The following is a 12,512-nucleotide window of genomic DNA, read 5'->3' on the forward strand; positions in this document are numbered from 1 at the left end:
ACAGGAGTTTTCGCTATGACATCCCGACGAGACTGGCAGTTGCAGCAGCTGGGCATTACCCAGTGGGCTTTGCGTCGCCCGACGGCGTTGCGGGGCGAAATAGCCATCTCCATACCTGCGCATGTCCGCCTGGTGATGGTGGCAGAAGCGCCGCCTGCCCTGAACGAGCCCCTGATTGAGGATGTCCTTCGCACCCTGAAGGTGACCCGCGATCAGGTATTACAGCTGGCGCCCGAAAGCGTCGCGATGCTTCCCCCTGACAGCCGCTGTAACAGCTGGCGAATCGGGGCGGTGGACGAGCTACCTCTTGAAGGAAGCCAGATCAGTTCGCCAGCGCTGGACGAACTGAAAGCCAACCCAAAAGCGCGTAGCGCGCTATGGCAACAAATTTGCGAATATGAACACGATTTCTTCCCTCACGATGGCTGACCTGACCACCGCGTTCGCGATTGAAACCCGCGCCCATGCCTTTCCGTGGAGCGAAAAGACGTTTGCCAGCAATCAGGGCGAACGCTATTTAAATCTCCGCCTGGACGTTGACGGTGCGATGGCTGCGTTCGCCATCACGCAGGTCGTTCTGGACGAGGCGACGCTGTTTAATATTGCGGTCGATCCCGCTTATCAGCGCCGCGGGCTGGGCAGGGAACTGCTTGAGCACCTCATTCGTGAGCTGGAAACCCGTGACGTTTTCACCCTGTGGCTGGAGGTGCGCGCGTCCAATGTCGCTGCCATCGCGCTCTATGAAAGCTTAGGCTTCAACGAGGCGACTATCCGCCGTAACTACTACCCCACCGCAGAGGGACGTGAAGACGCCATTATCATGGCTCTGCCGATTGGATAACGAAAATAAGGTTGTAACGATGAAATGGGACTGGATTTTCTTTGATGCCGACGAAACGCTGTTTACGTTTGACTCGTTCGGCGGCCTACAGCGAATGTTTCTCGACTATAGCGTGACGTTCACCGCGGAAGATTTTCAGGACTATCAGGCGGTGAACAAACCGCTGTGGGTGGATTACCAGAACGGAGCCATCACCGCGTTACAGCTTCAGCATCAGCGTTTTGACGTGTGGGCTGAACGGTTAAACGTCAGTCCTGGGGCGCTGAACGAGGCCTTCCTGAATGCGATGGCGGATATCTGCGCGCCGCTGCCCGGCGCCGTTTCTCTGCTGGATTCGCTGAAAGGGAAGGTGAAGCTTGGGATCATCACCAACGGCTTTACCGCGCTTCAGCAGATCCGCCTTGAACGCACCGGCCTGCGCGATCATTTCGACGCGCTGGTGATCTCCGAAGAGGTGGGCGTACCGAAGCCGGATCCGCGTATTTTCGATTATGCGCTGGCGCAAGCCGGCAATCCTGACCGCGATCGCGTGCTGATGGTGGGGGATACGGCAGAATCTGATATTCTGGGAGGTATGAGATCGAGCCTGTCGACCGTCTGGCTGAATGCGCATGGCCGCACGCTGCCGGAAGGCATCGAGCCGACCTGGACCGTAACGTCATTGAACGAACTGGAGCAGCTCCTGTGTAAACAATGATTGCCTGCCCCCTGTTGATGGGTAAAATAGCCGCATTTTTCGTATTCCATGATGCGCGGCCTGCTGCCGCGCTTACCTAAGAAGAATTGATTATGACGTTGTCTCCTTATCTGCAAGAGGTGGCCAAACGCCGCACTTTTGCCATTATCTCGCACCCGGATGCCGGTAAAACGACCATCACCGAGAAGGTGTTGCTGTTCGGACAGGCGATCCAGACCGCGGGTACCGTTAAAGGCCGTGGCTCCAGCCAGCATGCTAAATCCGATTGGATGGAGATGGAAAAGCAGCGTGGTATTTCGATTACCACCTCCGTGATGCAGTTCCCGTATCACGACTGCCTGGTGAACCTGCTGGACACCCCGGGGCACGAAGACTTCTCCGAAGATACCTACCGTACGCTGACGGCGGTGGACTGCTGCCTGATGGTGATCGACGCCGCGAAAGGTGTTGAAGATCGTACCCGCAAGCTGATGGAAGTCACCCGTCTGCGCGATACGCCGATCCTCACCTTTATGAACAAACTCGACCGTGACATCCGTGACCCGATGGAGCTGATGGATGAAGTGGAAAACGAGCTGAAGATTGCCTGCGCGCCCATCACCTGGCCGATTGGCTGCGGCAAGCTGTTCAAAGGGGTTTACCACCTCTATAAAGACGAAACCTACCTGTACCAGACCGGCAAGGGCCACACCATTCAGGAAGTCCGCATTGTGAAAGGTCTGGACAACCCGGAGCTGGACGCCGCTGTCGGTGAAGAGCTGGCCGCCCAGCTGCGCGATGAGCTGGAGCTGGTTAAAGGCGCGTCGCACGAGTTCGACAGAGAGCTGTTCCTGAGCGGTGAAATTACCCCGGTCTTCTTCGGTACCGCACTCGGCAACTTCGGCGTTGACCATATGCTCGACGGTCTGGTGGAGTGGGCCCCGCAGCCGATGCCGCGCAAAACCGACACCCGCGAAGTAGAAGCGAAGGAAGAGAAGTTTTCCGGCTTCGTCTTTAAAATTCAGGCCAACATGGATCCGAAACACCGCGACCGCGTCGCCTTTATGCGCGTGGTCTCCGGTAAGTACGAGAAGGGCATGAAGCTGCGTCAGGTCCGTATCGGTAAAGACGTGGTGATCTCCGACGCGCTGACCTTCATGGCGGGCGACCGTTCGCATGTAGAAGAAGCCTATCCGGGTGACATCATTGGTTTACACAACCACGGCACCATTCAGATTGGCGATACCTTCACGCAGGGCGAGATGATGAAGTTCACCGGTATCCCGAACTTCGCGCCGGAACTGTTCCGCCGCATTCGCCTGCGCGATCCGCTGAAGCAGAAGCAGCTGCTGAAAGGCCTGGTCCAGCTTTCCGAAGAGGGCGCGGTACAGGTGTTCCGCCCCATCGCCAACAACGATCTGATCGTAGGCGCGGTGGGTGTGCTCCAGTTCGACGTGGTGGTTGCCCGTCTTAAGAGCGAGTACAACGTGGAAGCGATTTACGAATCGGTGAACGTGGCGACCGCCCGCTGGGTTGAATGTTCAGACGTGAAGAAATTCGAAGAATTTAAACGTAAGAACGAAGTTCAGCTGGCGCTGGACGGTGGCGATAACCTGACCTATATCGCCCCAACCATGGTAAACCTGAACCTGACGCAGGAACGTTATCCTGATGTTCAGTTCCGCAAAACGCGCGAGCATTAATTTCCTTTCAGAGCACGGTAGCCGCCGTGCTCTTCTTTAATTCCTGTGTTATTAAACCCTTGCGGAATGTTCTTAATTCACCGCAATTTTTCGCTATTCGTTCGTTTTTTCCCCAATTCTGAATGCACCCCTCTGATTGTGATCTATATTTAACTCAGTGTTTAGCACCGGGCGTGGATGAATTAACTGTTCAATGCATGTCCATTGGTTCTCCATTTTGCCCCGGTGTTAATTCGCAATATATAAAACCAAGATTAGGGAAGTATGTCGCCCAAATAATGGGCAAAACACAGGAATAAATCGATGAATATGACAAGACTGAAGATTTCTAAAACTCTGCTGGCTGTAACATTGGGTAGTGTCCTGGTAAGCGGTTCTGCTCTGGCGGAAACCAGCACCATGGATAAAGCGCAAAATTCCGCCAATACCGCAGGGGAAAAAATCGATAGCTCTATGAATAAAGTCGGTAATTTCATGGATGACAGCTCAATCACAGCAAAAGTGAAAGCCGCACTGGTGGATCACGAATCCATCAAGAGCACCGATATTTCTGTTAAAACCGACAATAAGGTTGTCACCCTGAGCGGTTTCGTTGAAAGCCAGACCCAGGCTGAAGAAGCCGTTAAAGTGGCAAAAGGCGTTGAGGGCGTAAGCTCCGTCAGCGACAAATTGCACGTACGTGACAGCAAAGAATCGTCGGTGAAGGGCTATGCCGGAGATGCAGCAACTACCAGCGAAATCAAAGCTAAACTGTTAGCTGACGACATCGTGCCATCCCGTATGGTGAAAGTTGAAACCACCGATGGTGTGGTCCAGCTGTCCGGTACGGTTGAGAATCAGGCACAAAGCGATCGTGCCGAGTCAATTGCGAAAGCTATTGATGGTGTGAAAAGCGTCAAAAACGATCTGAAAACGAAGTAAAGCAGTACCATTCGCCCGCAGGCTGAAAACTGCGGGCGAAATAAAAACGATTCTGGAAAAGCCGGTGAGTGACCTGAGCGCTCACGTTTAGCGGCCGACATTAACTATGGTAAAGGAGAGGCTTATGTTTCGTTGGGGCATTATATTTCTGGTTATCGCGTTAATTGCCGCCGCATTGGGCTTTGGTGGACTGGCGGGTACCGCGGCATGGGCAGCGAAAATTGTCTTCGTCGTCGGTATTATTCTGTTCCTGGTCAGCCTGTTTACGGGTCGACGTCGCCCGTAGCAAACGCAATATTTATTAAACAAACTCAAGCCAGTCCTCGTGACTGGCTTTTTCTCGTTTGAGAACCACCGGGGAAGTGCGTTACTGTGTCTCATCAAAATAATGAAAACAGGAAGGCAGAGGTGGGGCAACGAATTCCCGTTACGCTCGGCAATATTGCGCCGCTGACGTTAAAACCGTTTCATGCAGGCCAGCTTGCGCTGGTCTGTGAAGGGGGAGGGCAGCGCGGTATTTTCACTGCTGGCGTGCTTGACGAATTTATGCGCGCACAATTCAACCCGTTCGATCTCTATTTCGGTACCTCTGCCGGGGCGCAGAACCTCTCCGCCTATGTCTGCAACCAGCCCGGCTATGCGCGCAAAGTGATTATGCGCTACACCACCTCCAAAGAATTCTTCAATCCGGTACGCTTCGTACGCGGCGGGAACCTGATCGATCTCGACTGGTTACTGGATGCTACCTCCAGCCAGATGCCGCTGGCCATGGATACCGCGTCACGTCTGTTCGATACCGGCAAAGAGTTCTGGATGTGCGCCAGCCGTGGCGATGACTATTCGCCGGGTTACTTTTCGCCGCAGAAAGAGAACTGGCTGGATATCATCCGCGCGTCCAGCGCGATCCCGGGATTCTACCGCACCGGCGCCCTGCTGGAGGGGATAAGCTATCTTGACGGCGGTATCAGCGACGCGGTGCCGGTACAGGAGGCGGCGCGGCGCGGGGCAAAAACCATTGTGGTGATCCGCACGGTGCCTTCGCAGATGTATTACACCCCACAGTGGTTTAAGCGGATGGAACGCTGGCTGGGCGACAGCAGCCTGCAACCGCTGGTGAATATCGCGAAGCAGCATGAAACCACCTACGGCGCGATGCAGCGTTTTATTGAAAAACCACCGGGCAAGCTGCGCATCTTTGAAATTTATCCGCCTAAGCCGCTGTTGAGCATGGCGCTGGGCAGTCGGCTGCCTGCGTTGCGTATGGATTACAAAACGGGGCGGCTGTGCGGGCGTTACTTCCTGGCGACCGTCGGGAAAATGCTGGCGGAGCAACCGCCTCTTCATCGGCATAAAAGCATCATTTTGCCGCCTGCCGTGGTGGCCAATGACGCGGTGGCGATGCCGCTGGTGGACGCGCCGCAGGCCAACGATGGCTTACTCGATAACGAGGATCTGGCGTGACGCACTGCTTTATCGATACCCATTGCCACTTTGATTTCCCGCCGTTTAGCGGGGAGGAAACATCAAGTATTGCGCGCGCGGCTGAGGCCGGTGTGAGAGCCATTATTGTGCCCGCTATTGAAGCGGCGAGATTCGACAAAGTTCTGGCGCTTGCCCGGGAGCACGATGCGCTGTATGCCGCGCTGGGTCTGCATCCGATCGTTATTGAGCACCATCTTGATGACCATCTCGACAGGCTGGATGCCACGCTGCAAAATGCGGATACGAAGCTGGTTGCCATCGGTGAGATCGGCCTCGATCTCTATCGTGAAGATCCGCAGTTTGAGCGCCAGCAGACGATCCTGGATGCGCAGCTCCGGCTGGCAAAGCGCCACGATCTGCCGGTGATCCTCCACTCCAGACGTACCCATGACAAACTGGCGATGCACCTGAAGCGTATCGACGTGCCGCGCAGGGGCGTGGTCCATGGTTTCGCTGGAAGCCTTCAGCAGGCGCAGCGTTTTATTGAGCTGGGCTATAAGATTGGCGTCGGTGGCACCATTACCTATCCGCGTGCCAGCAAAACCCGTGATGTGATGGCGCAGCTCCCGCTGACCTCGCTCCTGCTGGAAACGGATGCGCCTGACATGCCGCTGAATGGTTTTCAGGGCCAGCCCAACCGCCCGGAGCAGGCGGCACGCGTTTTTGATGTGCTGTGTGAGCTGCGTCAGGAGCCTGAAGATGTGATTGCCAGCGCGCTGCTGGAAAACACCCGCGCGGTCTTCGGCATCACGCTATAAATAAAGGGCCGGGCGGATCACCGTGATCTGCTGCCGTTCCAGGGCCTGCGCCAGCGGCTCGATGTCCTCCGGCGTGGCGCTCCGCCATCGCGCCGCCTCCCCGTAAACCCCATGAGCATGAAACGCGTTGATCCGCACAGGAACGTTCCCCAACGCGTGGATAAAAGCGGTCAGCGATGGCAGATGGTGCAGATAATCACACCGAGCGGGGATCACCATCAGGCGCAGCTCCGTCAGGCGATGACGATCGGCCAGCCAGCGGATGCTCTGCTTGATCTGCGTGTTTTCGCGCCCGGTCAGAAAACGGTGATGTTCATTGCCCCAGGCTTTCAGATCCACCATCGCGCCGTCAAACACCGGTAACAGCTTTTGCCAGCCGGTTTCGCTTAACAGGCCGTTGCTGTCCACCAGGCACGTCAGATGGCGCAGGGACGGATCGGCTTTGATCGCGGTGAACAGCGCAACCAAAAACGGCAGCTGCGTGGTGGCCTCACCCCCGCTGACGGTCACGCCCTCAATAAACGGCGCGGACGTGCGAACCCGGGAGAGGATCTCCTCGACGCTATAGCGCTGCGCCATCGGCGTCGCCTGCTGCTGACACAGGTGCAGACAGGTGTCGCACTGCTGACAGTGACTCTCCTGCCACCAGACGCGCCCGGCCTGAATTGCCAGCGCATCATGAGGACAGTGGGGAACACAGTCGCCGCAGTCGTTGCAGCGCCCTATCGTCCACGGGTTGTGGCAGGTTTTGCAGCGCAGGTTACAGCCCTGGAGGAACAACGCCAGGCGGCTGCCCGGCCCGTCCACGCAGGAGAAGGGTATGACCTGACTAACTAAAGCGCATCTGCTGTTCATGGCTTATCACGCGCGGCTGACGTTCCAGAATACGGGTATTGCGCGCGGCCTCCTCGCCGAGCCAGGTGGTGTTGGTGCGCGAGCCGGCCTCCCGGTATTTCTCCAGATCGGAGAGCCGCACCATATACCCGGTGACGCGCACCAGGTCGTTTCCGGCTACATTCGCGGTGAACTCACGCATACCGGCGTTGAACGCCCCCAGGCACAGCTGCACCACAGCCTGAGGATTGCGTTTAACCGTTTCCTCCAGGGTGAGAATATCGCTGATCCCCGAATGATAGTGTTTATGATGCGGCGCCACGGCCAGCAGGTGGCTGACAGGGTCCGGTTCGTCGCCGTACGGCAGACGTGCGCCCGGCGTGGTGTCAGAATCGGAACTGATCCCAGACTGGGCATGCAGCATCGCGCGGTGCTGCCAGCCGTGTTTCACCGGCGTGTTTTCAACAAACGCCGCAAGCTGTTCACTGATGCGGTAGCCCAGCGCATTGGCCTGTTCGTTCTTACCGTAACGTCCCGTAATGCCTGCTTTCTCGCACAGCACATTCACCGCTTCGGCCAGACCGTACATGCCAAACATCGGCACAAAGCGATCGGCATCAATCAGCCCCTCTTTCACCAGGAAGCTATTCTCAAAGAAGCCGGATTGTTCATATAGAAAATCGCAGCGCGCATTGATGATCGCGATTTGTTGTTGGCAGTAGTGGGGAAGGGTACGGGTGAAAAAGTCTTCCGGTGAGAGGCTGTGTTCCGCGATCGCTTTCAGGTTAAGGCGCACCAGCGTGCTGCCGCCGCCCGCCAGCGGCAGGGAGTTGTAACAGCTCACCACGCCATAGCGACCTTTTGTGAAAATTTTATCATTCACCGGGCCATTAGAAATATGCGGTTTACTACATTCACAAATGTTTTCCGCCACGCTCAGCAGCAGATCGCTGGGGGTTACATCCGGGTCGTAGATAAAGGTCAGGTTCGGCGCAACCTGCTTCAGTTCGGCATCCGCGCGAAGGATGGCTCGGGTGACAGGCGTATCCGCCGGGCCGATATTGGCATGCATAAACGCATCGGGCAGGGTTCTGTCCAGGTAACGCCAGAAACGTTTTATTCGGCTATCGATTTCATCCTGTGTTAGAATTTTAACATAGGGGCTGAGTATCTCATCGAGCTGGCCCAGATAGACCGGCATCGATGTGACGGACGGAACATGGTGATAAAGGATAGTGAGCAGCGAGAGGGCATCATCCAGATCTTTCGCCCCTTCCAGCTCCAGCCATTCTGAGCCGTTAGCCAGAAATTTAGCGTAGTCCGGCAGCACGTAGCGCGGTTTGTAAGGCGCATGGCCTTCGAACATGTCGCAGATGAATCCCTCGTCCAGCGCGGCCCGGGCCGCCTCTGGCAGAGCGGGATAGGGCAGATTGTTCTCTGCTTCCAGCGCCAGATAATGACGTTTTTGTTCCGGGGTTAACACCGGGCTGGTCACAATGTGCTGGCAACGTTGTTGCAGGGCGTCGGGCATGTTCACTTCCTTGGTTGTTCTGCGGATGGTGAACGAATTGTAGGAAGCCAGCCTGGTGGCGCTTTTGATCAGACAGGGGATATCGCCGATTTAGTCAGCAATTAACGCACTAAAATTTGAAGAAGATCTCATTACAGTAATGCAAATTTGCACACAGTTTTCATTAACTGTGATGAATGTCGAAGTGTGGATGCGGGTGAATGTTAGAATACTCACAGACCCGCAAGGTAAAATTTATACGGCACTGCCGTTGGAGAATGTTATGACCGATTTAACTGCAAGCAGCCTGCGCGCGTTGAAACTGATGGACCTGACCACCCTGAACGATGACGACACCAATGAAAAAGTCATCGCCCTGTGCCATCAGGCGAAAACGCCAGTGGGTAACACCGCCGCCGTCTGTATCTACCCGCGCTTTATCCCGATTGCCCGCAAAACGCTGAAAGAGCAGGGCACGCCGGACGTGCGCATTGCCACCGTAACTAACTTCCCGCACGGCAATGACGATATCGAGATCGCGCTGGCAGAAACCCGCGCGGCGATTGCGTACGGCGCGGACGAAGTTGACGTGGTATTCCCGTACCGCGCGCTGATCGCCGGCAACGAGCAGGTCGGTTTTGACCTGGTGAAAGCCTGTAAAGACGCGTGTGCGGCGGCAAACGTGCTGCTTAAAGTGATCATCGAAACCGGCGAGCTGAAAGAAGAGGCGTTGATTCGTAAGGCGTCTGAAATCTCCATCAAAGCGGGCGCGGATTTCATTAAAACCTCTACCGGTAAAGTGCCGGTCAACGCTACTCCGGAAAGCGCACGCATCATGATGGAAGTCATCCGTGATATGGGCGTGTCCAAAACCGTTGGCTTCAAACCGGCGGGCGGCGTGCGTACCGCGGAAGACGCGCAGCAGTTCCTGGCGATTGCCGACGAGCTGTTCGGCGCCGACTGGGCTGATTCCCGCCACTACCGCTTCGGCGCGTCCAGCCTGCTGGCCAGCTTGCTGAAAGCGCTGGGTCACGGTGACGGTAAGAGCGCAAGCAGCTACTAAGTTGAATTGCCGGGTGGCGCTACGCTAACCCGGCCTACAGGAGCGTAGGGCGGGTCAACATATCCGCCGCCATTCACCCGATTCCGCATGGAGGTTACCGTGTTTCTCGCACAAGAAATTATTCGTAAAAAACGTGATGGTCATGCATTAAGCGACGAAGAAATCCGCTTTTTTATCAATGGCATTCGTGATAACACCATCTCTGAAGGGCAGATTGCGGCTCTGGCGATGACCATTTTCTTCCACGATATGTCGATGCCTGAGCGCGTGTCGCTGACCATGGCGATGCGAGATTCAGGAACCGTTCTGGACTGGAAAAGCCTCAACCTTAACGGCCCAATTGTGGACAAACACTCCACCGGCGGCGTGGGCGACGTGACGTCTCTGATGCTCGGCCCAATGGTGGCGGCCTGTGGCGGTTACATCCCGATGATTTCCGGGCGCGGCCTGGGTCATACCGGCGGTACGCTCGACAAACTGGAAGCCATTCCGGGCTTCGATATCTTCCCGGATGACAACCGCTTCCGCGACATTATTAAAGACGTTGGCGTGGCGATTATCGGCCAGACCAGCTCTCTTGCTCCGGCTGACAAGCGTTTCTACGCGACGCGTGACATTACCGCGACCGTAGACTCCATCCCGCTGATCACCGCCTCTATCCTTGCCAAAAAACTGGCGGAAGGTCTGGATGCGCTGGTGATGGATGTGAAAGTGGGCAGCGGCGCGTTTATGCCACCCTATGAACTCTCTGAGGCGCTGGCCGAAGCGATCGTTGGCGTCTCCAACGGCGCGGGCGTGCGCACCACTGCACTGCTGACGGACATGAACCAGGTGCTGGCCTCCAGCGCCGGTAACGCGGTTGAAGTCCGTGAGGCCGTGCAGTTCCTCACAGGCGAATACCGTAACCCGCGCCTGTTCGATGTCACCATGGCGCTGTGCGTTGAGATGTTAATCTCCGGCAAGTTGGCCAAAGACGACGCGGAAGCCCGCGCGAAGCTTCAGGCGGTGCTGGACAACGGCAAAGCGGCGGAGATCTTTGGTCGGATGGTGGCGGCGCAGAAAGGCCCGACCGACTTCGTGGAAAACTACGCGAAATACCTGCCCACCGCGATGCTCAGCAAAGCGGTCTATGCGGACAGCGAAGGCTTTGTCTCGGCTATGGATACCCGCGCGCTCGGCATGGCTGTTGTGTCTATGGGCGGCGGTCGTCGTCAGGCATCGGACACCATTGATTACAGCGTCGGCTTTACCGATATGGCCTGTCTGGGCGACAGCGTTGACGGCCAACGTCCGCTGGCGGTGATCCACGCGAAAGATGAAGCCAGCTGGCAGGACGCGGCGAAAGCGGTGAAGGCGGCAATATCTCTTGACGATAAAGCACCGGAAACCACACCGACGGTCTATCGTCGTATCACTGAATAGCGGTATACTGATCTGATCGCATTTTTATGAAGCACTAAGTACGGAGAACAATTATGAAACGTGCATTTATTATGGTGCTGGACTCATTCGGCATCGGCGCAACCGAAGATGCAGAACGATTTGGTGACGTGGGTTCCGATACCCTGGGTCACATCGCGGAAGCCTGTGCAAAAGGCGAAGCGGACAACGGTCGTAAAGGCCCTCTGAACCTGCCAAACCTGACCCGTCTGGGGCTGGTAAAAGCGCATGAAGGCTCTACCGGTAAGATCGCAGCCGGTATGGACGGTAACGCGGAAGTGGTGGGCGCCTACGCGTGGGCGCACGAGCTCTCTTCCGGGAAAGATACTCCGTCCGGCCACTGGGAAATCGCCGGCGTGCCGGTGCTGTTTGACTGGGGCTACTTCTCCGATCACGAGAACAGCTTCCCGCAGGAGCTGCTCGATAAGCTGGTGAAGCGCGCCAACCTGCCGGGCTACCTCGGCAACTGCCACTCTTCCGGTACCGTGATTCTGGATCAGCTCGGCGAAGAGCATATGAAAACCGGCAAGCCGATTTTCTATACCTCTGCTGACTCCGTGTTCCAGATCGCCTGCCATGAAGAGACGTTTGGCCTGGATAAACTGTACGAGCTGTGCGAGATCGCCCGTGAAGAGCTGACCGAAGGCGGCTACAACATTGGCCGCGTTATCGCGCGTCCGTTTATCGGCGACAAAGCGGGTAACTTCCAGCGTACCGGCAACCGTCACGATCTGGCCGTGGAGCCACCGGCGCCGACCGTGCTGCAAAAACTCGTCGACGAGAAAGACGGCCACGTGGTTTCCGTGGGTAAAATCGCGGACATTTACGCCAACTGCGGCATTACCAAAAAGGTCAAAGCGACCGGTCTGGATGCGCTGTTCGACGCCACCATCAAAGAGATGAAAGAAGCGGGCGATAAGACCATTGTCTTCACCAACTTCGTGGACTTCGACTCCTCCTGGGGCCACCGTCGCGATGTCGCCGGGTATGCTGCGGGTCTGGAGCTGTTTGACCGCCGTCTGCCAGAGCTGATGGAGCTGGTGGGGGAAGATGACATTCTGATCCTGACCGCTGACCATGGCTGTGACCCGACCTGGACCGGTACCGACCACACCCGTGAGCACATTCCGGTGCTGGTGTACGGCCCGAAAGTCAAACCGGGCTCGCTGGGGCACCGTGAGACCTTCGCGGACATCGGCCAGACGATTGCGAAATACTTTGGTACGTCTGACATGGAATATGGCAAGGCTATGTTCTAAACGGATTGGGTGCGGCCTGATGCCC

Annotated in this window: 13 protein-coding genes; 11 read left to right on the plus strand and 2 right to left on the minus strand. The window is 56.5% G+C overall.

Features of this window, described 5'->3' with window-relative positions:
* Positions 1 to 15 precede the first annotated feature (15 nt).
* The 8 genes from ACQG1Y_RS03250 (at position 16) to ACQG1Y_RS03285 (ending at position 6,381) form a co-directional block, all read left to right on the plus strand.
* Positions 16 to 429 (plus strand): DNA polymerase III subunit psi, encoded by a 414-nt coding sequence (locus ACQG1Y_RS03250; protein WP_023295888.1) that lies wholly within the window; start codon positions 16 to 18, stop codon positions 427 to 429.
* Positions 398 to 841, plus strand: a complete 444-nt coding sequence (rimI, locus tag ACQG1Y_RS03255; protein ID WP_086524243.1) for a ribosomal protein S18-alanine N-acetyltransferase — start codon at positions 398 to 400, stop codon at positions 839 to 841. The genes ACQG1Y_RS03250 and rimI overlap by 32 nt, the downstream gene beginning before the upstream one ends.
* Positions 842 to 860: 19 nt before the next feature.
* Positions 861 to 1,538 (plus strand): pyrimidine 5'-nucleotidase, encoded by a 678-nt coding sequence (gene yjjG, locus ACQG1Y_RS03260; RefSeq protein WP_254309577.1) that lies wholly within the window; start codon positions 861 to 863, stop codon positions 1,536 to 1,538.
* Between the two features lie 92 nt (positions 1,539 to 1,630).
* Positions 1,631 to 3,220 carry a peptide chain release factor 3 gene (gene prfC, locus ACQG1Y_RS03265; RefSeq protein WP_006810210.1) on the plus strand — a complete coding sequence of 530 codons (1,590 nt, stop codon included), beginning with the start codon at positions 1,631 to 1,633 and terminating at the stop codon, positions 3,218 to 3,220.
* A 303-nt stretch (positions 3,221 to 3,523) separates the two neighbouring features.
* Positions 3,524 to 4,141: a molecular chaperone OsmY gene (gene osmY / locus ACQG1Y_RS03270; RefSeq protein ID WP_015572610.1), complete on the plus strand. Its 618-nt coding sequence runs from the start codon at positions 3,524 to 3,526 to the stop codon at positions 4,139 to 4,141.
* 124 nt (positions 4,142 to 4,265) lie between these two features.
* Positions 4,266 to 4,427, plus strand: a complete 162-nt coding sequence (locus tag ACQG1Y_RS03275; RefSeq protein ID WP_003856556.1) for a DUF1328 domain-containing protein — start codon at positions 4,266 to 4,268, stop codon at positions 4,425 to 4,427.
* Positions 4,428 to 4,549: 122 nt separating this feature from the next.
* On the plus strand, positions 4,550 to 5,602 hold the full coding sequence (locus ACQG1Y_RS03280; protein WP_003856550.1) for a patatin-like phospholipase family protein: 1,053 nt from the start codon (positions 4,550 to 4,552) through the stop codon (positions 5,600 to 5,602).
* A complete protein-coding gene (locus ACQG1Y_RS03285) occupies positions 5,599 to 6,381 on the plus strand; it encodes a TatD family hydrolase (protein WP_032652508.1) in 783 nt (260 codons plus the stop codon). The genes ACQG1Y_RS03280 and ACQG1Y_RS03285 overlap by 4 nt, the downstream gene beginning before the upstream one ends.
* Here ACQG1Y_RS03285 and ACQG1Y_RS03290 read toward each other — a convergent pair.
* Entirely contained in the window at positions 6,376 to 7,236 is an 861-nt protein-coding gene (locus tag ACQG1Y_RS03290; protein ID WP_048973366.1) for a YjjW family glycine radical enzyme activase, read from the minus strand. The genes ACQG1Y_RS03285 and ACQG1Y_RS03290 overlap by 6 nt on opposite strands.
* A complete protein-coding gene (locus ACQG1Y_RS03295) occupies positions 7,211 to 8,746 on the minus strand; it encodes a YjjI family glycine radical enzyme (protein ID WP_426736669.1) in 1,536 nt (511 codons plus the stop codon). The genes ACQG1Y_RS03290 and ACQG1Y_RS03295 overlap by 26 nt, the downstream gene beginning before the upstream one ends.
* Before the next feature lie 262 nt (positions 8,747 to 9,008).
* On the opposite strand from ACQG1Y_RS03295, the gene deoC reads away from it, so the two are divergent.
* The 3 genes from deoC to deoB all read left to right on the plus strand — a co-directional run bounded on the left by deoC (position 9,009) and on the right by deoB (position 12,487).
* Positions 9,009 to 9,788: a deoxyribose-phosphate aldolase gene (gene deoC, locus ACQG1Y_RS03300; protein ID WP_003856543.1), complete on the plus strand. Its 780-nt coding sequence runs from the start codon at positions 9,009 to 9,011 to the stop codon at positions 9,786 to 9,788.
* A gap of 99 nt (positions 9,789 to 9,887) precedes the next feature.
* The gene (gene deoA / locus ACQG1Y_RS03305) at positions 9,888 to 11,210 is read left to right on the plus strand and encodes a thymidine phosphorylase (protein WP_426736670.1); all 1,323 of its coding nucleotides are present in this window, start codon (positions 9,888 to 9,890) and stop codon (positions 11,208 to 11,210) included.
* A gap of 53 nt (positions 11,211 to 11,263) precedes the next feature.
* Entirely contained in the window at positions 11,264 to 12,487 is a 1,224-nt protein-coding gene (gene deoB, locus ACQG1Y_RS03310) for a phosphopentomutase (RefSeq protein ID WP_003856540.1), read from the plus strand.
* Positions 12,488 to 12,512: the final 25 nt, after the last annotated feature.

Source organism: Enterobacter cloacae complex sp. 397G4 (assembly GCF_050031515.1).
Lineage (GTDB): Bacteria > Pseudomonadota > Gammaproteobacteria > Enterobacterales > Enterobacteriaceae > Enterobacter > Enterobacter hormaechei_C.